The organism is Nostoc sp. (assembly GCF_036917555.1).
GTDB lineage: Bacteria > Cyanobacteriota > Cyanobacteriia > Cyanobacteriales > Nostocaceae > Nostoc.
Map to the genome: position 1 here is coordinate 18,045 of NZ_JBALDD010000086.1, position 21,522 is coordinate 39,566.

The window sequence follows — 21,522 nt, forward strand, 5'->3', positions numbered from 1 at the left end:
TAGATATGGAAAAAGAGAAACAAATCAATCCAGAGAGTCAATCGCCGCTTGATTTTCTCAAAAACCTGTTGATTGCTCGTTGGCGATCGCTCTTACTCCTTTTGCTCGGAGTCTATTTACCTTTGCAGATTTTTGAAATCCTGACTGTGAAGATATGGGAGAATCAAGCGGGCTTTCCGTGGGATGTACCGATTCTGTTAACAGTTCATTCTATAACAAACCCACAGTTAGATGTTTTAGCTGTCACCTTAGCTACTATTGGGTTGCCTTGGACAGCGATGCTGATTTTGGGTGCGATCGCCCTGATGTTACTACTTCAAAAACGCTGGCGATCGCTAGCCTATTTACTCACCACCTCAGCAGGAAGCATTATCATCAACCGCACAGCCAAGGAATTAATGCATCGAGTGCGTCCACAATTGTGGCAGTCCATTGCACCTGAGTCTAGTTTTGCATTTCCCAGCGCTCATGCCATGACCAGTATAACTCTGGTAGCAATTTTGCTATTTTTAACTTGGGCTAGTTCCTGGCGCTGGTTGGTTCTCATATTTGGCAGCTTATACATCATAGCTATTGCGTGGTGTCGTCTCTATCTGGGGGTTCATTTTCCCAGTGACATTCTTGCAGGTTGGATGGTTTCATTAGGTTGGACAATTGGTGTCAGTCTAATTATCAATCCGTATACGACTATAGCCGAATCCGTAGATGGCAAACGTCCAAAAGATGAAACTACTTTACTCCCTGAAGAAATAAAGTTGATAAATGAGGAGTAATATCAGCCCTCACCCTAAATCCCTCTCCCAAGCTTGGGAGAGGGACTTTGAAATTGGCTCCCCATCTCCCAATTTTGGGAGATGGGGTTGGGGGATGAGGGCACATTTTGCATTTGTGCAAGATGATTATTAAAACCAGATTATTAAAACCAGAGCAAAGCAAAAAAGTTATCCAGGAGACGACAAAACAAGTGATTGCTACTTTTGGTTTAACTCAGTCAGACAATTTACCGTCAAAAATAGATTGTTAAACATTTATAGTTGACGTTAAAAAACAAAAAGCGCAAAAATAATAAAATTCTCCTGCTGCTGATTGCGATTGCTAGGGTTTAAGCACATTCAGTAGACTGAAAACGTTAGCGTACCCCTCCGGGAAAGCAAGCTACGCGCAGCGTCTCACAGAGAAGGTATCACTCTGGATTATCGGCATCAGTAAGCTTATTTTGAATTCAAAAACTGTATCTCAAAATATGGTCTTTTATTTTTTTGTCAGGAATTCGTTTTGTAAGTAAAGCTAACAACTTCTTATCCAAAAGCGGTATCATAGGCTTTTATTTTTGGCGTTGGCAAAACTTTTCGGTCTACTGACTTTACCATTCAACCTCTTGGTGATAAAGTGATCCAATTAATTCATATCTATTCAAAACAACAATCAACATAACAATGAAAACATTGCCAGCTTTAACGCCGATGGCGCTCGGATTGAGCATTTCCGTGGTACTTGCGATTCAGGCGACTGGAGCAGTGGCAGAACTCGTTTCTAATCTGCTGTATTGTTGAGTTTCGTCAAGGCAAAGACGAAACCCATGTCTTCGCAGTTTTTATCTCACATTCCGCACCTTCAACTGTTACATAAAGAACTAATTCTTACAATCCTCTGGACCGCCCGTGTAAGCAATCGATTGGTAGCGTCCTTGGTCTGTTCGGATCGTTACACAGTAGTTAGTTCTGCCTTCTAGCCAGTAGCCGTAGCCTGAATCATCACTCTTGACCCATCGATAGCCCCGTTCTTTCACTGTGTTTTCTGCCTGTCCTGCCCTTGCCCCCACTAAATCACTTAACCGAGAAACAGTAGTACCCGCCTCAGGCTGACGCCTAGCAGCAGCCCTACGATTTCTGTTACCTGAGTTTTGTCGATTAGCAGATGTATCCCAATAGACAAAAATCGACTCATTGGCGAGGCGATAAATCTGTCCCCGATCGCCAAGTCCAGCTTGTCGATAGGCAGCATCACCATTTTGATCGCGATAATTGCCGGGTCGATTACCCGAAGGGAGCAGGTCATAGCTAGAACCATTTTCCAGTTGAATGCTAACCCCACCCTGCCGTTGGGAAAAGGTACACGCACCAGAGGATGTAGCGCGGTCTTCTCCTTTTGGAAACACATCGCAACGAGCATTCACGGTATCGGCTTTGACAGATACAGGAAAACTAAAAGAAGCGATCGCCAGTGCTGCTGCTAAAAACGAATTTGAAGATTTCATCACCATAAAACTCCTGAGTTATGACAACGAAGATGACATTTGATATTATTTCATAAATGTGCATTTGCTAGTTAACACTTGCAAAATATTTTTAAACTATTTCGTTTTGTCACTCTCCGAAAACTTTTGCCATTTCTGAATTCTAGAGCTTTTGTATAGGAAGCAATCACCAAGTTTTTTCTAATAACCCTAAAACATCTAAAATTAATTGATGATAAGAAATTAAAGTCGGACGATGACCAATACTAATATCAGTTATTCAATCACTTTCCCATAGATTATGTTCTTGTTTAATCGCTTCCTCCATTCAATAATTCGGTTTGTGCTAGTCAGTGTGATGACGATCGCATTAGTACTTGGTTGGAGTGCGATCGCTCACAGTCAACTGCCTTCCTTACCTACCGCAGCCTCCAACGACCCACACCAGCCACCTAAGGGTGTTACCCGCCTTGGGATGTATGAAATTGCCTCTGTGTATTCACCCTTAGACAGAGACTCCTTGTTTGAGATTGTCTCTCCCACTGTTTTTAATCGTAGCCAACCGCCAGACGGATCTCTTCCAGTAGAGGTACGTGCCGAAGAAATTACACAACGGCTGATGCGAGCGCTCGACCGAACTAACAAAGCTAAACAAACTCCTTTGGTTTCTATTGCCATTCTGAATCAGGATTCAATCCTCCAACTCAGTGACGATCAAACGACCCGTCCTTTAAGGCTAGTGACAGTAACAGAGCCAGATGCTGACTACCACGGGAAAACTCTGGAGGAATTGGCGCAAGAGTGGCAAAAAATATTACAAGCAGAAGTGGAACGCATTAATACACTCTTCTCGCATAAGGTATTGTGGCAACGGATTGGACAGGCACTGCAAATCAGCATTGGCTTAGTGTTGGGGAGTGTTGTGTTGTGGTTACTGCGCCGAACTCTAATTCGCAAACAGACGGCATTGCAAGTTCGTCATCAAGAGCAGATAGCTGCGGTAAAACAGGATGTGGTCAAACGATCTGAGGCAGAAACATCCACAACTATTCACACAATAGAAACCAGCGATCAAACAAAGACAGACACGATCGCCCATCAGCGATCGCAGTTTCTAGACACGATCCAGCGACAGTTCAGCCTCAAGCGCCAACTGGGGATCTATTCTCTGCTCACATGGCTACTGTTTTGGGCATTTATTCTGATGTGGTACATCGGGATTGTGGCGATCATGTCTCGCGTCCCCTACCTTATGAAATGGTGGACACAGGCTTTAGTCAGGCCCCTGGCGCTACTGATTATTTGGTTTTTCACCAGTCTTGTTATTCGGATCGGCAAAACCTTAATTGACCGCCTTACTCATGTCTGGACAACCCATTCCTCTGTTCCTTTGAGTGAAACTCAACGGATTGCGGTACGAGCTGCAACAGTTTCTGGGGCAATAAAAGGATTAATCACTTTTGTTTTCATCACCTACGGTATCTTGCATACTCTAAAAATATTTAATATGCCTACCAGTTCAATTTTGGCAGGGGGCGCTGTCATTGGTATCGCCATTTCTCTTGGTTCCCAAAGTCTGATTAAAGATTTGGTCAATGGCTGTTTGATTTTGATGGAGGATCAATTTGCTGTGGGAGATGTAATTGAGATCGCAGATAAAAGCGGACTGGTGGAAAATCTCAACCTGCGGGTGACTCAACTACGTAATAACGAAGGTAAACTAATTACCATTCCCAATAGCAATATCATGAATGTCAGCAATCTAACCCGCCTTTGGTCGCGGGTAGACTTTTCTATTGTAGTGGCGTATGAAAACGACCCCAAGCAGGTTTTAGAGATTCTCAAGCAAGTATGCAAACAATTGTATAGCGAAGTAGAATGGCGCGATCGCCTGCCAGAATCGCCTCAAGTGTTGGGGATTGATGACCTATCCTATACAGGTATGTCAGTGCGCGTCTGGATTAAAACCGCACCTATGGAACAATGGAGCGTTGGGCGAGAGTTTCGTCTACGGGTACGGCAAGCCTTTGAAGCAAACAATATTCAGATGAATGCAAATTGAGGATTGTCAGCTGAAAACGAATAACTTACTAGAACCGCTAAAACCTTTTGCTGAAAAACGCTTCAATATACTACAAAACTTTTTTGCAAGATGATTAAATTAAGAACACCCCTCAACATATTCGACTTCTGGCAATTTACCCGCTCTGAACTCAGTGACCAGTTTACCATCAGTCTCGAAGACTAGACGATAGTTGCGATCGCCACGGTCTTTCGGGATGAAAGTTAGGTAATGTCCATTTTGGACATATTTATGAGGTGTGACTTGAATTTGTCCTGGGTAAAGGGACTTGATTTGCGCTTCTGTGTCGCCAATTTTTGCACCTTTGAGGGTAGTAATCTGATTATTTTGCCTCACATCTACTCTAGAAATCCGACCTTTTGTCACCATGAACGAAAGATTTTTGGGTTCATTTTGTGGCTTTACATAATAGCAATTATTATTTGGTGGATCGCCCACTAGCTTCGTACCAGCAGCCTTTACCGCTTGAGGGACAGTCATGCCAACTTGTACTGTGCCAATACCGTTAATAAACAGTTTTGACTGATTAGTTAGTTTCGCCTTTGCTACAACTGTACTAATAGCTAAAGAAAAAACTGTTAGTGTTACGGTGACAAAAGTCAAGAATTTAGTTTTGCTATTCATAATTGGGTATTTTCCTCAGTTAAGTCGATAATTTCATCGAAGCAAAAGTTGCGGACTAAATTTGCCAATTTTTCTGCCAAAGCAGAATGAGTTCGTGGAATTTGTTCAATTAGTTGCAAAATCCTTTTAGCTTCTTTGTCACCCTATCAGCTTGTGCATCTAAAATGGGTTTATTGGTTCAGACTATCCAGACGCGATCGCCATTTTTACATAATTTCTCGTTTTCGTTAAATAGATAGTTTTCTGGCTGCTGACATTACCCGGTTTAAAAAGAATAATTGTATTGAGTAGAGTGCAGCGAGATACGAAGCTTCCACAACCTGAGTCCCAGACTTGTAATAAACGTAGATTAATTCTACCTCCTGCCCTCTGCCTCCTAAAATTTAACTTCTCGCTTTAAAAAATGGTTCCTTCCAAACGAGTTTATTTATTATTGGTTTTGGGTATTGCGATGTCTACGACGGGCTACGCCTACGCCCCGATCCTATCCTTATTTCTGATTGTTAGAGCAACCATTGCTCTCACTCTGCTATTTGATGCCATTATTCTCGGACTGATGGTTGTAGATGGTTTGCGGGTGCGGCGTTCTCGTGTGCAAATTACCCGCGAATTACCGTCACGATTATCCATTGGGCGAGATAATCCTGTAGTGCTAAAGGTGACATCGCCAAATACCGACACCCAAATTGAAATCCGCGACTATTACCCGATAGGATTTGGCGTGTCTGCACCTGCACTCAGCGCCATTGTTCCTAGTAACAGCACTGAGGAATTAACGTATACCGTCCACCCGACACAGCGGGGAGAGTTTCCTTGGGGAAATATTCAAGTCCGACAGTTGGGGCTTTGGGGATTAGCTTGGGATGATTGGCAAATTCCCCAAAGTCTGCCAGTAAAAGTTTATCCTGATTTAGTAGGATTGCGATCGCTGACAATTCGTCTGACACTGCAATCATCAGGATCAATGCGCCAATCTCGCAAAACTGGTATTGGTACAGAGTTTGCCGAATTGCGAAACTATCGCACTGGTGACGATTTGCGGTTTATTGATTGGAAAGCTACCGCCCGTCGGGTTGGGGCTTATGGTAATGCTATGCCACTGGTGAGGGTTTTAGAACCAGAACAGGAACAAACATTACTGATTTTACTCGATCGCGGACGGCTGATGACGGCAAAAGTGCAGAATTTGCAGCGATTTGACTGGGGATTGAATGCAACTTTATCTTTAGCTTTGGCAGGTTTACATCGAGGCGATCGCGTGGGTGTTGGTGTATTTGACCGCCAGATGCATACGTGGATTCCCCCAGAACGCGGTCAACATCATTTGAATCAGCTAATTGATCGCTTAACTCCAATTCAACCAGTGTTATTTGAATCTGATTATTTGGGGGCGGTGACAAATGTTTTGCAGCGACAAACTCGGAGGGCGCTGGTGGTAGTGATTACCGACTTAATTGATATTACTGCCTCTACAGAACTCCTAGCCGCCCTCTCCAAGTTAGCACCCCGCTACCTTCCATTTTGCGTGACTTTGCGAGATCCACAAGTCGATCGTCTAGCACACACTTTTACAGATGATGTTGCAAGTGCTTATACCCGTGCAGTAGCACTAGATTTATTGATGCAACGACAAGTGGCTTATGCCCAACTGAAACAAAAAGGTGTATTGGTGCTAGATGCGCCAGCAAATCAAATTGCCGATCAGTTGGTTGAGCGATATCTGCAACTCAAAGCACGAAATCAACTTTAGTAATTGTCATTCTACCCCTCTTCTGTCACTCTCCAGGAGGACCATCGCTAGAAGTCTCATGAGGCAATCAATACAAGCTATACTATTAGAAAAAAATCAGTCTTGTATTTGTTATTAGAAAAGAATCGCGCGTAGGCGTAGCCCGTCGTAGACATCACTTGCTATACGAAAGCTCTAGATTCTAGAAAAGGCAAATGTTTTCGGAGAGTGACAGAAGAGGGGTAAATGGGGAACTCCTAGACTTGTAATGATTACACCTAGAGGGATATCTATGGCTCCATATTTTTAAGGTGAGTTTTGTGTGTGCTAATTTTTAGTTACCTAATTAACTTACCAACTAAGTAGGCAAAATTTAGTTAAATGTGTTACTTTTACTAAAATAATCAGAGTTAGACGTTGCATATCTGCGAGATGAATTAATTAAAAACGAGTAAACACCATCGTGGAAATAATGTAGCAATAGTTGAATTACCACTTTAGTATTTATGCGGATTATGCAATCCCAGCTTTTCAGTAGTAGTCCTGCAAAACAATAGCTCTACTAGATCAGCCCTCTGTTCTCATCTTCTTTCCTCACGATGACAATCATACTCTCTCACGCTGATTACTGGAAATTACTGAATCAAGCAGAACCAATTCAGCAACATGGCTATGCTGATGAATTTGATATTACTTACAAGCATCCATTAGCCAAGGGATATTTTAGACAAATTCAAATCAGAGGTTGCATATTTTTAGATATTTACAACTGTCAGCTAAACCAATTAATGATTGTAGATTGTCCCGATCGCGGGCATTGGTTTGAAGTCAGATTCTCAGTTCTAGCAGACTCCCATTTACTCAGAATATTCCATTGAAAACCGAAGAATATTTTTTGCACGGGATTGGGATGGCCCCTGCTATAACTCATTTAGAACCAGATTTATTTTGGGCAATAACAGTATGTATTCATATCAGTTTCGTTGCACGCGTAGGCGTAGCCCGCCGCAGGCATCGCATGAATTGAATGGTAACAAGCACACACCAATCGATAACCCACAACTTGGGTTAATTGATTACTATTACTCATTTCAGGAATCTCCTCTGAATACGCTACTTGTTATCTAGTACATAATTACTAACAAATGGCGATCGCACTGTGCCAGTTGCGTAAGTCCTGACTAAATTAAAAAACTAATCGATTCAATAGGGATTTCAAGACATAAATCAAAAAGTGTATCTTGCGTTACATTTTACCTCATAAGATTAATATATGATTTATTACCAGATAAGTTGGTATAACATCAACTAAGTTGGTATAATATTAACGACCAAATATTCTACTTAACGCAACTTAAGTAAGAACTGAATCCACTAACTTAAGGTAAAACCCGTAGATAATGAGAGATTAGAAAAATAGGTAATTTTTGGATGCAACGAGAAAAACTATTCTGAAACACCAGCATTCTCGATTGCCAATTTCTGATTTTGCCCTTCCCAAAGTTCTCAAACCATTGAAAATAATCAATTCTGTCAAAAATGAAAAAGCCTATTGATCAGCATAAAAGACCGGAACTCAGATCGCGTGTAGACGCCTTCCTAAACTCAATGATTGCGAAATTCCATAAGGAAGTTCCGTTTTCTCAACATATGTTGAACGGATCGCAAATCAATATGGATTACTACAAGCGTCACAACATTGAAACTATTCTTCCCTAATGTGGGTGATGGATGTCTGCCGTTGGATTGTGCAAGTAGTGCTGCGTCCACAGCAAACTAAGGGGTTTGTGTTAGTGAAAAAGTGATGGGTCGTGAAAAGGACTCTGGGTTGGCTGATGGGGTGTCGACGATTGGTTCGAGACTATGAGTTATTGCCAAAAACATCGGAGATGTTTATCTACCTTGCCATGATCCGTATTATGGTTAGGCGGTTGGCTTAAAATTTGACCCTTCAGAACTTTTGAAACACCCTCTAAAAGTGAATTATCGATCCAGTTCTAATTTGCATATTAATTATTCCGAAAATTCCGAACTAAGGCAACAATTTAGGTGGGGTTATATTCCATCTAAATTACTGTTTTTTAGTAAATATATCAAAATTAAATTTATAAAATTTCATGAAAGAAAATGTTGCAAAGTTATCTAAATTGTTTATAGTAATTGTATTGACATAATGTCACTCAAACTTCAATTAATCTCTTTTGAATAGATAGAGTCTATGGCTACGATAAAAATATCTGAATTGCCAGAAAGCCAATTTGAGATGCTTTCTGATGCCGATTTACGGTTAGTTAATGGAGGAGCTAGTAGTTACCAATTTACTTTAACTGGAGGTGCTATTGCCGCAGGTGTAAGTAGTGGTCAGGGAAGTGTTTACAACGCTACTGATTCTGTTGGTTCCTATCAAGGAGGGACTGACTCGTTGCCATTTTTCGGTGGTACTTATGGTGCTAGTGCTTTATCAGGGTCTTTCCCTTTTTAAAAATCATCAGGGAAAATTTTCAAAGCATAGTAAATAAGATACGTCAACGTACTATCAACAAAACTCAAACAGGAAATTATGGCTAATATCAAAATCGCTGAATTACAATCTAGCTTGCTTGAAGAAGTATCAGTTATAGATTTGGATGCTGTTCATGGGGGTGCTTTTCAATTTGTTGGAACAACCACAGGAGGTGGTATTGGTTCTGCTTATGGTGGAAGGGGAAGTATCGTTTCAAACAGTTACGGTTTCGCTAGTGGTGACTCAAAAAGTGTTGACATAGAGTATGGAACGGCAACTCAAGGTTATACTTTTCCTTTTTAAACAACTTAATGCTTTAGACATTACCTAAAGCTGCATATTTAGGGCTGGAGTTAAAGTTTGACTTTAGCCCTTCATTTTTTCACGTCGTACTTGTAATGTCGCTAATGACGCGATGCAAATGCATATTCATTTCAGTCAAGGCTTTGAAATTTTATTTAGATGTATTTGCTTTATACCAATTCTTTATGAATACCCATAGAAATAACCCCACCGCCTATGGCACCTCTTTGATACTTTGGGGATGTTCGGAGGGGTCAAATTATCAAAGATATCTCTCATCCAGCAAGTGATCGCTTATCGCTTTCTACTTTGAGATCCAGCTTGATTTCAAAACTTTGTAATATTCTATTTGGCAATGATAAGTATATTAACAGAGAAGAAAGATAATATTTTTATGTATGATCACAGACTCGCTTGTTGATACCTGAAATCTAAAAATCATTTAGCTAGGGTTAGAGAGGATCTAAAAGTACCTCAAGTCACAGGAAAACACTTTTCAAATAGCTTTTAAATACAGTATAAGGTAAATAGCTGTATACATGAGGCCTTCAATAATCACAAGCAAAAAAATTATGTAAAACTACTATTTATTAATTTCTAATAGTGCTATTCTTTTTTTATGGCGCTAAAAAGCAATCAGTTTTTATGACGCTAAAAAGCAATCAGTAAATTGGACTCAAACAAGAATCCTAAATAGAAAGTTAACGAGGGAAAAGTATGCTTAAAATTCGTGATTTAGACTGCCAGCAGAGTTACTTAGAATCTCTAACTGATGAGAAAGCCGAAAACTTAGTTGCAGGCGCTGGTACTACAATTTTAGGATTGACAAGTGGATCACTTATTATTTATGACGACACCGGATCTGAGATAAACGCTAGTAGTATCAGTACTACTTCAATAACAGCAGACGCTTTCGGTAATAAAAAAGTAGTCGGTGGAACTTTAGTTCAAGCAACAGTAAGACCAATCAAGAGACAATAACACGAATACGACGTTAGCCTTGTCAGCCTCAAATACCTTTTTTCAAGTTTCGCAATAGAATTTAACCGAAGTAATCTGACCGTTAGAGTATGTTTGAATTCGCAAACATACTCTAAACTCGACTTTCTCAAAAATCAAAACTCGGTTTTGTTTATCCAGTAAAAACCCTGGATTTTAGGCAAATACTTTTTCCACTTCACAGATTACTGATAAAGTTAAAAAAGTTAAGACTAGTGTTGCACAAAGCTTTTAGGAATAGTATTCATTTTGCTAAAAAAATGGATGTCGAGCCAACTTTAGAGTCAAATAAAATCACAATTCGCTTGCTTACCACTTAGGCTTCAAGTAGTTTTGCTTTAAGTACTTTTAGATAAAGAATGGAATGAAAAGTGCTGGTGTTCCAGATAATTCTTCTAAAAGTGAATTATCAATCCAGTTCTAATTTGCATATTAATTATTCTAAAAACTCAGAACTAAGGCAATAATTTAGGTGGGATTATATTCCATCTAAATTGTTGTTTTTCAGCAAAGATATCAAAAGTAAATTTATAACATTTCATGAAAAAAATGTTGAAAAATGATCTAAATGGTTTATAGTTATTCTATTGACCTAATGTCGCTCAAACTTCAATTAATCTCTTTTGAATAGATAGAATCTATGGCTACGATAAAAATATCTGAATTGCCAGAAAGTCAATTTGAGATGCTTTCTGATGCCGATTTACGGTTAGTTAATGGAGGAGCTAGTAGTTACCAATTTACTTTAACTGGAGGTGCTATTGCCGCAGGTGTAAGTAGTGGTCAGGGAAGTGTTTACAACGCTACTGATTCTGTTGGTTCCTATCAAGGAGGGACTGACTCGTTGCCATTTTTCGGTGGTACTTATGGTGCTAGTGCTTTATCAGGGTCTTTCCCTTTTTAAAAATCATCAGGGAAAATTTTCAAAGCATAGTAAATAAGATACGTCAACGTACTATCAACAAAACTCAAACAGGAAATTATGGCTAATATCAAAATCGCTGAATTACAATCTAGCTTGCTTGAAGAAGTATCAGTTATAGATTTGGATGCTGTTCATGGGGGTTTTCAAGTTTTTACAGCAGCCACAGGAGTAGGTGCAGCCTATACTCAAGGTGGATCATCGTTTACCAATATAACCACTGGAACTATCTTTAGTGGTAACGAACAATTTTTCCGCTTAGAGACTATAGCATATGGCGTGGGTAGGACTTCACCCACTTAGACAAATTAATGCTTTAGGCATTATCTAAAGCTGCATATTTAGGGCTGGAGTTAAAATCTAGCCCTTCATTTTTCACGTCGTGCTTGTAATGTCGCTAATGGCGCGATGCAAATGCATATTCATTTCAGTCAAAGCTTTAAAATTTTATTTAGATGTGTTTGCCTTATACCAATTATTTATAAATACCGATAGAAAAAACCCCACTGCCTACGGCACCTCTTTGATGCTTTGAGGAGATTGGGAGGGGTTAAAATAATGTGCAACTTCACAGATAATTAGTCTTAGCAAGTTTCGCAATCAATTAAGTTAAAGGATATCTGATTAGTTAAAGGCGTTGAAAATTACTGGTGCTGAAACTACACCTTTTGCCTCTAACGCAGCCGCAACCCGTAAAATTAGGGCTTCATTATATGGTGCTGCGATTAATTGCACACCTAAAGGTAATGCACTTTGGCGCTGAATTGGCACTGATAAAACGGGTAAACCAATAAAAGATAATGGTTGAGTAAATAGCCCTAAATGAGGACGGACAAGAATTTCTTCCCCATCTAAAATCATGGTTTGTTGACCAATTAATGGTGCGGAAATTGGTGTAGTTGGGGCAAGAATTACATCGACATTTTGAAACACTTCCCGAATGCGATCGCGATACCATCTTCTAAACCGTTGTGCTTGGAGATACCAACTATTAGGAATTAACGCCCCAGCTAAAAAGCGATCGCGTGTCGCTGGATCAAAATCTTCAGGACGCAATCGCAACTTGTCTAAATGCAGATTTGCTCCCTCACTAGCTGTAATTACAAAGGCTGCTGCACGAGCGTAATCTGCTTCTGGTATGATTACGTATTTAGTAACTTCTATTGCATCAGCTACTTTTTGCACTGCTGCTAAAGCTTCTAGTTCTGCACCTTTGGTAAAATAATCAGCTGCAATGGCAATTCTGATATCAGAAATATCTTTTTTGAGTTGTGGTAAATATAATTCAGGTGGACGCTTTGTACAAATGGGATCGCGATCGTCTTCTCCCTGAAGCACATCAAACACCATTGCAATATCCTGCACCGAACGCGCAAAAGGGCCAATGTGGTCAAAACTGCTAGAAAATAAAGCTACTCCAGCACGAGATAATCTTCCATAAGTTGGCTTGAAACCAAAAACGCCACACAACGCCGCCGGAACGCGAATTGAACCATTAGTATCAGAACCCAGCGTCAGCGGTACTAACCCAGCCGCAACCGCCGCCGCCGAACCACCTGATGAACCACCAGCAACTCGCTGTAAATCATGGGGGTTGTGAGTAACACCGTAATGGGAGTTTTCCGTCACAAACCCATAAGCGTACTCATCCATATTCAAAGTACCAACTAGCACAGCACCCGCTTGTTTTAGCTTCGCTACTGCTGTTGCGTCTTGAGTAGCTGCTGGGTTTTCTGCATTGATTTTCGATCCTGCCAAAGTTGTTAAACCAGCGATATCAAAAAGATTTTTCACCGCAAAAGGCACACCAGCAAGCACTCCAGGATGATTGCCTTGGGCAATTTCCCTATCAATCAGTGCTGCATCTGTTAAAGCTGTCTCAGCAGTTATAGTCGTAAAACAGTTGAATAGATGATTCCGCGTTGCTATTCGTGCCAACGCAGCTTTAGTAACTTCCACTGCGCTAACTTTACCTTCGCGTACAGCAGTTGATATTGTTATGGCATCGGCTGAATCAAAATTCATGCTGAAATATTATAGAGATAGCGCGTTTAGCTTTTTGAGTAATAGCAGTCAGCAATAGTTTTTGCTTCACTAAAACATCAATATAGCTATTCTTGAAGCAATTATGGTTCAAAAACTGGTGCAACTTCAATTTCCTTTGGTAAAGGGAAAGAATTTACAAGATTAGCGATCGCCCTAATTCTCTCAAAATTTGCCACCACACCATCTCGATACTCATCTTTTAACTGCAAATCCAACAAAAACCCTATTTGATCGACATATTCACCTACATCAAACCCTTCTCTTCTCATCTCTCTTCCTTTGCACCCTTTGCGGTAGCCTGCGGCAAGCCAAAGCGTCTACGTTATCTTAAACTTATAACTTCTTGCAACAACTGAAATACAATTCATTTTATACAGTAAACCCGGCTGTTATTTATGTAAAGGCTTGCAAGAAAAGCTAAGTACAGTTTTGCGTAAAAGCGTAGCGTTTTTAATGCAGGGGGATGCATTGGCATTGCAGGGGCACGCATTGGCATTGTATTGGGATGCAATGGCATTGCAGGGGCACGCATTGGCATTGTATTGGGATGCAATGGCATTGCAGAGGGACGCATTAACATTGTATTGGGATGCAATGGCATTGCAGAGGGACGCATTAACATTGTATTGGGATGCAATGGCATTGCAAGGTATTGCCAAATTTAATTTGCTATGAATTAATGAAATGCTGTCCTAAGAACAAATCCAAAATCTCTGTTTCGAGTTGAAAGTTAGGGATATTACAACTCGTGAAGATTGGTTGAGTGCGTATGAGTATGAGGTGGCAGTAATTTATTTAGCAAACCACAGAGGCGCAAAGGAGGCGGAGGGAAGTGAGAAATTATATTAATTTGGTTTTCCATAGTAGATTCCTTTACCGTCAGTGCCAATGAAGACTAGGCCAAATTGCTGTCTGCTAGCTTCCATCACGTTAGGGACATTGCCGATGGGATATAGAGGATTAGAGATGTTTGTCCATGTTTGCCCTCTATCCAAAGAACGGAAAATTCCTCCTCCCAGACCAATGATTTTGCCATATAAATATAATGCTGGAACTGTACTTCCTGTTTGTGGTTTGCCAAAGGCAAATAAATAAGCTTTCTCCACACCAGCTATTTTGGCAAACTTTGTACCACCGTTTGTTGAACGATAAAGCCCATTTGAATTGAGACTTATCCAAACTTCGTTACTCACCCCCGGAACTGTTTTGAGCATAGACCAATCTTCGCTAGGAAGTGTTGAGTTGACAACACTGAAGTATGCAGCTCCATCCTGACTGCGGTAGACTTTGCCACCGCTATAGTAGTAAAAAATATTGCCATTTACTTTGTCTGATGCCAATGGTTGACCCCAGTACCACGGCCCCTTAGACCCGTTGGGTAAACCTGATACTCCACTCCAAGAAGCTCCACCGTTAGTTGTACGTATAGGTTGTTTTTCGCTGGCGATCGCTACAAACAAATTTGGATTGCTTGCAGACATCGCTATCCGTAGTGGCATAGTGTTCTGCGGAAAGGAGGAAAAGTTTTTCCAGGTATGTCCGCCATCTGTGGAAGTTCCTCCTGTAAAGGTATTGAACCCTCGATGTCCGCCAACGCGTACCATGCGTAAGGGATCTTTTTCACTGTAGGCAATGCTGTATGTTTCTTGATACCAAGGGCCGTTAGTACCACCCAATTGAGTAGATGGGTAAGTATCTAATTTCTGGCCATGATTAAAGCCTTCTACATCAGCCACACCGCTTAATAATAGTGAGCCTTTTGGAGGTGAGATCAGTGCAAAAGCAACTGTTTGCTCATGTCCTTTTTCATAGTTAGACCAGGTAGGCTTGTTAGCATTGATATTGTCTGTCTGCCAAGTTCCGAACCAGTCTGTTAACCAAACTTTGCCAGCAATATTTGGGTCAAATTCAATCGCTGAGGCCGCAGAAGCAAAATACCAGTTTGACCACCAAGGGACTTGAGAATTCAATGAATGGCTTTTCTGTTGCCATGTAGCTCCACCATCGGTAGATTGAAAGACTCTAGAGTAATTAGTACTTTCATGGTATTGGTCATAAGTAACTAAAACGTGATTAGAGTTTTTGGGATTTACAGAAAGGCCATTAAATGAAATAGTTTTGATATTAGTCGGCGTAATATTGCTCCAAGTCCCATTTGCATATTTGCTAACTCCTGATGTGTGCGTTACATACAATACTCCATTGCTATTAAGCGCCATTCGATTTACTTTTGATGGGCTTTTGGCTATTCTGCTCCAGGTAACACCTGTATCAGTAGACTTATATATCCCGTCTCCATAGGCATTTGCATAAACCAAGCCAGCATTCTTTTTGCTAAACAAAATTCCTGTAATACCAATATATGCATTGGGTTTTCCAGAGAAAGAACTTACTTTCTTCCATGTTTGACCAGCATTCACCGACTTCCATAGCCCATCCAAACGTGAGCCAAAGAAGATGATATTAGTATTAAATGGATTAACTCCCAGCCTTTCCCCGGTCCATCGCTTAGTTTCGTTGCCACCCATTGGCAAATCTATGTTCAGTTTATTCCAGGTTTGACCTTTATTGGTCGATTTGAAGATTGTTCCTAAGCCAGCCTTAGTATATTTGCCTGCTGCGATATAGACAATATTTGGATTGCTAGGGTCAAGCGCTAATCCTTCTCCACCGTAGTAGTTACTTTTATCAGACCCAAACTGATCTGTTAATGGAATCCATCTCTTCTCTAACGAATTCCAACGATAGAAGCCACCTATATCGGTTCTAATGTAGGCTAAATTCTTCTCTAAAGGATGCAGATAAATATTGGTAACATAGCCTCCTCCCCCTATGGAGACATGATTCCATTGATACCCAGGTGTTATGCTGCGACTAGGTTCAATGGTTGTAAGTGCTACGGTCGTAGCTAGAGTGAGCATAGAAAAGTGAATTATTTTCCTTAAAGGAATATGGAAAAAGCGAATGCTCATATAGTCTCATTGGTAAAGGAATGAAGACAGAGATAATACTTAGCAGTTAAAACTAAGCAGTATAAAATCAAGCAAAAATGCAGTATGCATTTTCCTTTGAGTTGGAAGATGACGTAATGCTTACTAATAGCTAATAGTTAATATAAATGTTTTGGCAAATTAAAAATACTTTGTCAAGATTTTTACATTAGTTTTGTATAATTTGTTATAACTACTTATTAAAATACATAAACAGACACTAGTAGTTTTTGGGACACTTATTAATAGAAATTGTTACTATTAAAGCTACTGTTGCACGGACATTGCCAGAATAAGTTTCCTTGCTTGTTGCAGTACCGACATTGATTTGGGATGACAATGAAGTTAGACCACTTGCATAAAAATATTTAGAAGTTCGCGTAAAGGCGGAAAAAAGAGCTAAAAGATGGCTCTTGCCAGTTATCTGTTCAGAATCGTGCAAGAGGTGTATTGAATAGCCGTAAGTTGCTGAATATGAAGATGAAAATTCAATCTCTTGATCTCTGATTCTCCGCGTTATCATACAAAAACGCCTAACAGCAAACTGCATCTCTGCGTGAGGGCAAAAATCATCTCACTTACTGTGCAAAATCAACGACTCTCACCAGTGTTTTAAATTAGCGATGTATTAACCTTTGCTAAAAAAAGAGTATGAAGAGATAGGGCTGGCGATACTTACAGAAATTCCTGAGTGTACTTTATTAACCCAGTTTTTTGCCAAGCTGACTTCTTTAGGACGTATTCATCCCGTTACTACAGGCATTGAACCTTCGTAATTTGGCAACGGTATTGATCCAGGCTCGTCAATATTTAGATACGTTTGCCCTGTGGGAAACCTGCCTTCTGTTGACAAAGACGCTACGCGAACATTATTGGACTTACAATCAGTGCTGCTGTCACCGGATTTGGCTGCGTTAAAAAATCTCACATTCCTCCAACAATTTAATTAAGTATTTTTTGAAAGATGAAAAATCCCTCTAAAGTCACAGATATATTCTGTGCTGTGGTAGAGGATTTTTTTATTCCACTTCAGTATATTATCTTATTAGATGAACAAATTTTCATACTATTTACCCAAAGTTAGTCCCTTTAATTGAGAAAAACAATTATTACAATGATATTGGCAACAGATAAATAGTCTATAAAAATATGGATAACAAAAACAAAGTTGATAGTACTAAAAGCAATTTAAATCAAGAGGCAAAAATGGCTGAAACTAACGAAAATTCATTATCTAACGAACCTAAACAGTCAACTAAAACAATTAATATAGATGGCCAACGTCCAGTCGATCCAAGTAACATTCAGGTTAAAGAAACAATTAATATAGATGGTGAGCGACCAATTGCAAAAAGTCAGAATTATAGCGATCAAACAATTGATATAGATGGTCAACGCCCAATCGCCAAGAGTAATTTTCAAGAACAAGAGATGCTAGCTGTAGACGGCGAGCGTCCAATTGACCCTAGTGATTTAGAGGTTGAGAAAATTCTTGATATAGATGGTCAACGTCCGATCGCCAAGAGTAAACTTCAAGTTAAAGATACTCTAGAGATAGATGGTAACCGCCCAATAACTTAAAACAACATTGTTGATCGCAAATATCAACAAATTAGACCTCTTGCATAAGTCGAATAGACCCCCTTAATCCCCCCTTATCAAGAGGGGATTAAGGGGGTAATTTGACTTGTGTGTACACCGTAGCCCCTTACCAAGGGGAGAGGAGCGTTTGCTTTACTCAAATGCGGGGTGGGGTTCTTTATTTTTGATTTATGCAAGAGGTCTATTTATTATTTATTTATGCTTGCTGTAGTGATTTTGGGTTTGACTATAACAATAAATGCAAGCAAAGTAAAAACTAACATCTGCCAAGTCACCAAATTCCAGCCACCAAAATGCCAGCATAATAGACCAATACTGGTACCTACAGCACCACCTATAAAATAGGTAGTCATGTAAACTAGTTATTAGTTTTCCTGGTGCTAAACCGCCAAGTTAAAATTATTGCAGCGATCGCTAAACCAATAGCCAATCCCCACCAAAGACCAATAGCTCCAGACCCCAACGAGATCCCAAAAGTATAACCAGTGAATAAACCAACACACCAATAAGCAAAAATGCCAATCAGCATCGGGATTCGAGTGTCTTTGAGTCCGCGTAATGCTCCTGCAGCAGTAACTTGCACACCGTCAACTATTTGAAAAATTGCCGCGACTGCTAGCAATTTCACCGCCAAGGCAACCACATCTGCATTCTTCTGATTGTTGATGTCAATATAAAGAGAAATAATCGACTTTGGTACTAGCCAAAATGCAATGGCTACTACACCCATAGATAAAGCTGCAATGGCAATGCCTACATATCCAGCTAGACGAGTGCGAACTAGGTCATTCTGTCCGGCTAACTGTCCAACACGAATTGTTGTCGCTAGAGAAATGCCTAGTGCCATCTGAAATGATATCGAAATTGTTTGTAAAGCGATTTGATGGGCAGCAAGGGCATTTGTTCCCAATTGTCCGATCAAGAAAGTGACAACAGTGAACAGTCCGGCTTCAACCGCAATTAGACCCCCGATGGGCAATCCAACCTGAAAAATCTCGCCAATGATCCGGCGATGCTCTAGAGGAAAGGCTTCGTGAGACGAAGGTCGAAAAATACCGTAAACTGCAAAGCGAGGCTGATTACATATATAAACTGTCAAAGCAACAAACATACTCCAAAGTGAAAGCGTACTTGCCCAACCGATACCAGCTAAACCCAGCGCCGGGAATCCCAGTTTGCCAAACATCAGCACATAGTTAGCTGTGATATTGAACAGAGTACCCAAAACCACAGTCACGATCACTAATTGCGGTTGCAACAGAGCAGAAAGAAAGCTTTTAAGTACTGCAAAGCCTAAAGCAGGAATAAAACCCAGTGCGATCGCCCTTAAAAAAATCTCTGCTAGTGCTACTGTGTTAGCATCCTGTCCTAGTAAAAGTAGTAAAGCACCTCCATTGTAAAGCAGCAATGTAATTGGTATTCCTAGAACCAGAGATATCCCTAGTCCAAGCCGGACAATTGTGCCAACTTTTTCTCTATTTCCGGCTCCGTATGCTTGGGCAGCTAACGGACTGACAGCAGAAACGATACCAGCAACAATCAACAGACAAAAACTAAAGATAACAGCTCCCAAACCTCCAGATGCAATGGTTTGACTTCCCAACCAGCCCATCATTACCGTATCTACAAAACCAGTTGCAGATTGAGCCAGTTGTGCCGCTGCCAAAGGTACGGCTAACATGAGACATTTTTTAACTTCAGAAAACATATACAGCTGATAACCCGATGTGAAGAACAAAGGGTTTTTCCAAAATCTAAACCCATGTTCAGGAGATATTGCTCCTGGGAACTTGAATCTATCTTAATGGAGTCAGAGGAATCCCGTCACAGTGGTTAGCGCAGCGTTCCGCAGGAAAGACTTAACAGGAGATGAATTGTCAACCAGGTAATAACTAACACGACACCTATCAAATGTTTGGTTGATTCTTTTTATGGAATAAAGTTTTAGAATGTTCGCTGTGGACAGTGGTTTATCCCTCGAAGCAGCCCTCAAGCAGATTATCCACATTGCGATCGCTAATGAAGCTGAAAATCCCCATACCAGCTTTGAGTGTCACAAATAATTTCAATGTTTTGGCAATCATCTTGAAGCTACGTTAAAGTGAGCAGTTGGAGTTAAGAATGGATTTATATGCGCTTACCAATTGCAATTAGTGCTATTTTAGTGGCATCTTTAGGTTTTAGTGCACCTGTAATATCTCAACCTCCTCCTATACAAGTAGCCAAAACACCCGCGCCTAGTAGTTTAGCCTTAGAACAATTTAAGATTAATTACCGATTATGGAGACAGCAAAAAATCTCTAACTATCGCTATGAATTCACTAGAAGTTGCTATTGTTTCCCTAAAGCTACAGAACCAGTGATTATTAAAGTACGTAATCGAGTCACAAGTTCTATTACTTATAAAGCAACTCAACAGCCAGCTGAGGCAGAATTGTTTCAACAATATAATACAATTCCTAAACTATTTAATATCATCAGGGATGCGCTGATTCGTAAAGCAGCAAACTTGACTGTACAATACGATCCAATACTTGGTTATCCAACTCAAATTAACATTGATTATAATAGCCAGATCACTGATGATGAAATATTTTTTACAATTAGCAATCTGCAAAAAACTAATTAACTATGGCTAGCGAGAGCATTCTTTGCTACAGCAGTGCTTAATTGATTCAGCATATCTTACTTACTGTAGCGATCGCACACACATGCAACCAATACTCACAGTGGATTGCATCAAACAACTCACTAGCATAGCATGGCGTTAATAAACATACCATTTCAAATAGCGCAAGAGCTTAGAATATCATTCTTTTGACCTTTCGAGTATCGAGGCCCTTTTGCTGACTACATTGATGACCTAAACAGCGTATTTATGACGTTAGCTCTGTAAAGGTTTAGAATGGCGAATGCACTGTTAGGCTGAAGCATTTAAAGTCTTTCAATAACACCATCACCACTCATCATTTTTGCGACTTCATCCATAATTTCTTTACTCCTATAGTCTGGCTTAGATGGATCTATTGGTTTTAACGGACGAAAAATAGCTAGCTGAGATTTTGGAGTCAGCATTTGTTGTAACTCGCTTTCACGTATACCAATTTTTTCTTCAAACATCAGTTCACCACCATGTTCTAATTCATCATGAATCACATTGAGATGCCGTAAGCCTCTATAAGTAAAAGTTACGGTTTGATTTTTCGGATTAAGATATGTGTCGTTACTCTCATAACCAAGTTCTTCGGCTTTCTCAAAAGCCTCTTCTGCTGAAGAAGCACGGACAAGAACAATATTTACATGAATAACATTATGTGGATTTCCTTCAACTTTACACTCGATTACCAATTCAGCTATATACCACTTTGCATTCTTTGAAATGTATGTCATTGCTTATAAAACTCAAAATTTATACCAATAATGTTATCACTGATTATTGAGTAGTTTTCTTTAAAAGAATTTTTTAAACTCATCTAATAGGTTAT

21 protein-coding genes and 1 pseudogene are annotated in these 21,522 nt (G+C 40.1%); 13 read left to right on the plus strand and 9 right to left on the minus strand.

What is annotated here, in order from left to right; translation table 11 throughout:
* Positions 1–5 precede the first annotated feature (5 nt).
* Positions 6–773: a phosphatase PAP2 family protein gene (locus V7K60_RS32600; RefSeq protein ID WP_334932033.1), complete on the plus strand. Its 768-nt coding sequence runs from the start codon at positions 6–8 to the stop codon at positions 771–773.
* A gap of 860 nt (positions 774–1,633) precedes the next feature.
* Here V7K60_RS32600 and V7K60_RS32605 read toward each other — a convergent pair.
* Positions 1,634–2,257: a hypothetical protein gene (locus tag V7K60_RS32605; protein WP_334932035.1), complete on the minus strand. Its 624-nt coding sequence runs from the start codon at positions 2,255–2,257 to the stop codon at positions 1,634–1,636.
* A gap of 280 nt (positions 2,258–2,537) precedes the next feature.
* Here V7K60_RS32605 and V7K60_RS32610 point away from each other — a divergent pair, with 280 nt between their 5' ends.
* A complete protein-coding gene (locus V7K60_RS32610) occupies positions 2,538–4,298 on the plus strand; it encodes a mechanosensitive ion channel family protein (protein ID WP_334932037.1) in 1,761 nt (586 codons plus the stop codon).
* Positions 4,299–4,397: 99 nt separating this feature from the next.
* Here the strand turns inward: V7K60_RS32610 and V7K60_RS32615 are convergent, their stop codons facing one another.
* Positions 4,398–4,943, minus strand: coding sequence for a hypothetical protein (locus tag V7K60_RS32615; RefSeq protein WP_334932039.1), 546 nt, complete (start codon positions 4,941–4,943; stop codon positions 4,398–4,400).
* Entirely contained in the window at positions 4,940–5,062 is a 123-nt protein-coding gene (locus tag V7K60_RS32620; protein ID WP_334932041.1) for a hypothetical protein, read from the minus strand. Before V7K60_RS32620 ends, V7K60_RS32615 begins: the two co-directional genes overlap by 4 nt.
* A gap of 284 nt (positions 5,063–5,346) precedes the next feature.
* Here V7K60_RS32620 and V7K60_RS32625 point away from each other — a divergent pair, with 284 nt between their 5' ends.
* Together V7K60_RS32625 and V7K60_RS32630 are read left to right on the plus strand one after the other, a co-directional pair.
* Complete coding sequence (locus V7K60_RS32625; protein ID WP_334932043.1) at positions 5,347–6,693, plus strand: DUF58 domain-containing protein; 1,347 nt, start codon at positions 5,347–5,349, stop codon at positions 6,691–6,693.
* A gap of 578 nt (positions 6,694–7,271) precedes the next feature.
* Complete coding sequence (locus V7K60_RS32630) at positions 7,272–7,550, plus strand: hypothetical protein (RefSeq protein ID WP_334932045.1); 279 nt, start codon at positions 7,272–7,274, stop codon at positions 7,548–7,550.
* Positions 7,551–7,615: 65 nt separating this feature from the next.
* Here V7K60_RS32630 and V7K60_RS32635 read toward each other — a convergent pair whose 3' ends face one another.
* Positions 7,616–7,762: a hypothetical protein gene (locus tag V7K60_RS32635; protein ID WP_334932047.1), complete on the minus strand. Its 147-nt coding sequence runs from the start codon at positions 7,760–7,762 to the stop codon at positions 7,616–7,618.
* Positions 7,763–8,387: 625 nt separating this feature from the next.
* On the opposite strand from V7K60_RS32635, the pseudogene V7K60_RS32640 reads away from it, so the two are divergent.
* The 6 genes and pseudogenes from V7K60_RS32640 to V7K60_RS32665 form a co-directional block, all read left to right on the plus strand.
* Positions 8,388–8,612 (plus strand): annotated as a pseudogene (locus V7K60_RS32640) (IS5/IS1182 family transposase); the annotation flags it as partial.
* A gap of 278 nt (positions 8,613–8,890) precedes the next feature.
* The gene (locus V7K60_RS32645) at positions 8,891–9,154 is read left to right on the plus strand and encodes a hypothetical protein (protein ID WP_334932049.1); all 264 of its coding nucleotides are present in this window, start codon (positions 8,891–8,893) and stop codon (positions 9,152–9,154) included.
* Positions 9,155–9,232: 78 nt separating this feature from the next.
* A complete protein-coding gene (locus V7K60_RS32650; protein ID WP_334932051.1) occupies positions 9,233–9,478 on the plus strand; it encodes a hypothetical protein in 246 nt (81 codons plus the stop codon).
* A 717-nt stretch (positions 9,479–10,195) separates the two neighbouring features.
* Entirely contained in the window at positions 10,196–10,459 is a 264-nt protein-coding gene (locus tag V7K60_RS32655) for a hypothetical protein (RefSeq protein WP_334932053.1), read from the plus strand.
* 658 nt (positions 10,460–11,117) lie between these two features.
* Positions 11,118–11,381 (plus strand): hypothetical protein, encoded by a 264-nt coding sequence (locus V7K60_RS32660; RefSeq protein WP_334932049.1) that lies wholly within the window; start codon positions 11,118–11,120, stop codon positions 11,379–11,381.
* Positions 11,382–11,459: 78 nt separating this feature from the next.
* The gene (locus V7K60_RS32665; protein WP_334932055.1) at positions 11,460–11,702 is read left to right on the plus strand and encodes a hypothetical protein; all 243 of its coding nucleotides are present in this window, start codon (positions 11,460–11,462) and stop codon (positions 11,700–11,702) included.
* A 321-nt stretch (positions 11,703–12,023) separates the two neighbouring features.
* On the opposite strand, the gene V7K60_RS32670 is transcribed toward V7K60_RS32665, so the two are convergent.
* The gene (locus tag V7K60_RS32670) at positions 12,024–13,424 is read right to left on the minus strand and encodes an AtzE family amidohydrolase (RefSeq protein ID WP_334932057.1); all 1,401 of its coding nucleotides are present in this window, start codon (positions 13,422–13,424) and stop codon (positions 12,024–12,026) included.
* 101 nt (positions 13,425–13,525) lie between these two features.
* A complete protein-coding gene (locus tag V7K60_RS32675; RefSeq protein WP_334932059.1) occupies positions 13,526–13,714 on the minus strand; it encodes a DUF4089 domain-containing protein in 189 nt (62 codons plus the stop codon).
* A gap of 136 nt (positions 13,715–13,850) precedes the next feature.
* Between V7K60_RS32675 and V7K60_RS32680 the strand changes: the two genes are divergently transcribed.
* The gene (locus tag V7K60_RS32680; protein ID WP_334932061.1) at positions 13,851–14,120 is read left to right on the plus strand and encodes a hypothetical protein; all 270 of its coding nucleotides are present in this window, start codon (positions 13,851–13,853) and stop codon (positions 14,118–14,120) included.
* Positions 14,121–14,290: 170 nt separating this feature from the next.
* On the opposite strand, the gene V7K60_RS32690 is transcribed toward V7K60_RS32680, so the two are convergent.
* Positions 14,291–16,366, minus strand: a complete 2,076-nt coding sequence (locus V7K60_RS32690; RefSeq protein ID WP_334932065.1) for a hypothetical protein — start codon at positions 16,364–16,366, stop codon at positions 14,291–14,293.
* 1,218 nt (positions 16,367–17,584) lie between these two features.
* Between V7K60_RS32690 and V7K60_RS32695 the strand changes: the two genes are divergently transcribed.
* The gene (locus V7K60_RS32695; protein WP_334932067.1) at positions 17,585–18,016 is read left to right on the plus strand and encodes a hypothetical protein; all 432 of its coding nucleotides are present in this window, start codon (positions 17,585–17,587) and stop codon (positions 18,014–18,016) included.
* A gap of 379 nt (positions 18,017–18,395) precedes the next feature.
* Here V7K60_RS32695 and V7K60_RS32700 read toward each other — a convergent pair whose 3' ends face one another.
* A complete protein-coding gene (locus V7K60_RS32700; RefSeq protein ID WP_334932069.1) occupies positions 18,396–19,718 on the minus strand; it encodes an MATE family efflux transporter in 1,323 nt (440 codons plus the stop codon).
* 450 nt (positions 19,719–20,168) lie between these two features.
* Between V7K60_RS32700 and V7K60_RS32705 the strand changes: the two genes are divergently transcribed.
* Positions 20,169–20,666, plus strand: coding sequence for a DUF6174 domain-containing protein (locus V7K60_RS32705; RefSeq protein ID WP_334932071.1), 498 nt, complete (start codon positions 20,169–20,171; stop codon positions 20,664–20,666).
* Positions 20,667–20,971: 305 nt separating this feature from the next.
* On the opposite strand, the gene V7K60_RS32710 is transcribed toward V7K60_RS32705, so the two are convergent.
* Positions 20,972–21,427 carry a DUF4288 domain-containing protein gene (locus V7K60_RS32710; protein WP_334932073.1) on the minus strand — a complete coding sequence of 152 codons (456 nt, stop codon included), beginning with the start codon at positions 21,425–21,427 and terminating at the stop codon, positions 20,972–20,974.
* Positions 21,428–21,522 lie beyond the last annotated feature (95 nt).

Bases quoted from the DNA above. Each gene is read 5' to 3' on its own strand.
- V7K60_RS32600 (WP_334932033.1), top strand. From the start codon at position 6: ATGGAAAAAGAGAAACAAATCAATCCAGAGAGTCAATCGCCGCTTGAT.
- V7K60_RS32605 (WP_334932035.1), bottom strand. From the start codon at position 2,257: ATGAAATCTTCAAATTCGTTTTTAGCAGCAGCACTGGCGATCGCTTCT.
- V7K60_RS32610 (WP_334932037.1), top strand. From the start codon at position 2,538: ATGTTCTTGTTTAATCGCTTCCTCCATTCAATAATTCGGTTTGTGCTA.
- V7K60_RS32615 (WP_334932039.1), bottom strand. From the start codon at position 4,943: ATGAATAGCAAAACTAAATTCTTGACTTTTGTCACCGTAACACTAACA.
- V7K60_RS32625 (WP_334932043.1), top strand. From the start codon at position 5,347: ATGGTTCCTTCCAAACGAGTTTATTTATTATTGGTTTTGGGTATTGCG.
- V7K60_RS32630 (WP_334932045.1), top strand. From the start codon at position 7,272: ATGACAATCATACTCTCTCACGCTGATTACTGGAAATTACTGAATCAA.
- V7K60_RS32635 (WP_334932047.1), bottom strand. From the start codon at position 7,762: ATGAGTAATAGTAATCAATTAACCCAAGTTGTGGGTTATCGATTGGTG.
- V7K60_RS32645 (WP_334932049.1), top strand. From the start codon at position 8,891: ATGGCTACGATAAAAATATCTGAATTGCCAGAAAGCCAATTTGAGATG.
- V7K60_RS32650 (WP_334932051.1), top strand. From the start codon at position 9,233: ATGGCTAATATCAAAATCGCTGAATTACAATCTAGCTTGCTTGAAGAA.
- V7K60_RS32655 (WP_334932053.1), top strand. From the start codon at position 10,196: ATGCTTAAAATTCGTGATTTAGACTGCCAGCAGAGTTACTTAGAATCT.
- V7K60_RS32660 (WP_334932049.1), top strand. From the start codon at position 11,118: ATGGCTACGATAAAAATATCTGAATTGCCAGAAAGTCAATTTGAGATG.
- V7K60_RS32665 (WP_334932055.1), top strand. From the start codon at position 11,460: ATGGCTAATATCAAAATCGCTGAATTACAATCTAGCTTGCTTGAAGAA.
- V7K60_RS32670 (WP_334932057.1), bottom strand. From the start codon at position 13,424: ATGAATTTTGATTCAGCCGATGCCATAACAATATCAACTGCTGTACGC.
- V7K60_RS32675 (WP_334932059.1), bottom strand. From the start codon at position 13,714: ATGAGAAGAGAAGGGTTTGATGTAGGTGAATATGTCGATCAAATAGGG.
- V7K60_RS32690 (WP_334932065.1), bottom strand. From the start codon at position 16,366: ATGCTCACTCTAGCTACGACCGTAGCACTTACAACCATTGAACCTAGT.
- V7K60_RS32695 (WP_334932067.1), top strand. From the start codon at position 17,585: ATGGATAACAAAAACAAAGTTGATAGTACTAAAAGCAATTTAAATCAA.
- V7K60_RS32700 (WP_334932069.1), bottom strand. From the start codon at position 19,718: ATGTTAGCCGTACCTTTGGCAGCGGCACAACTGGCTCAATCTGCAACT.
- V7K60_RS32705 (WP_334932071.1), top strand. From the start codon at position 20,169: ATGCGCTTACCAATTGCAATTAGTGCTATTTTAGTGGCATCTTTAGGT.
- V7K60_RS32710 (WP_334932073.1), bottom strand. From the start codon at position 21,427: ATGACATACATTTCAAAGAATGCAAAGTGGTATATAGCTGAATTGGTA.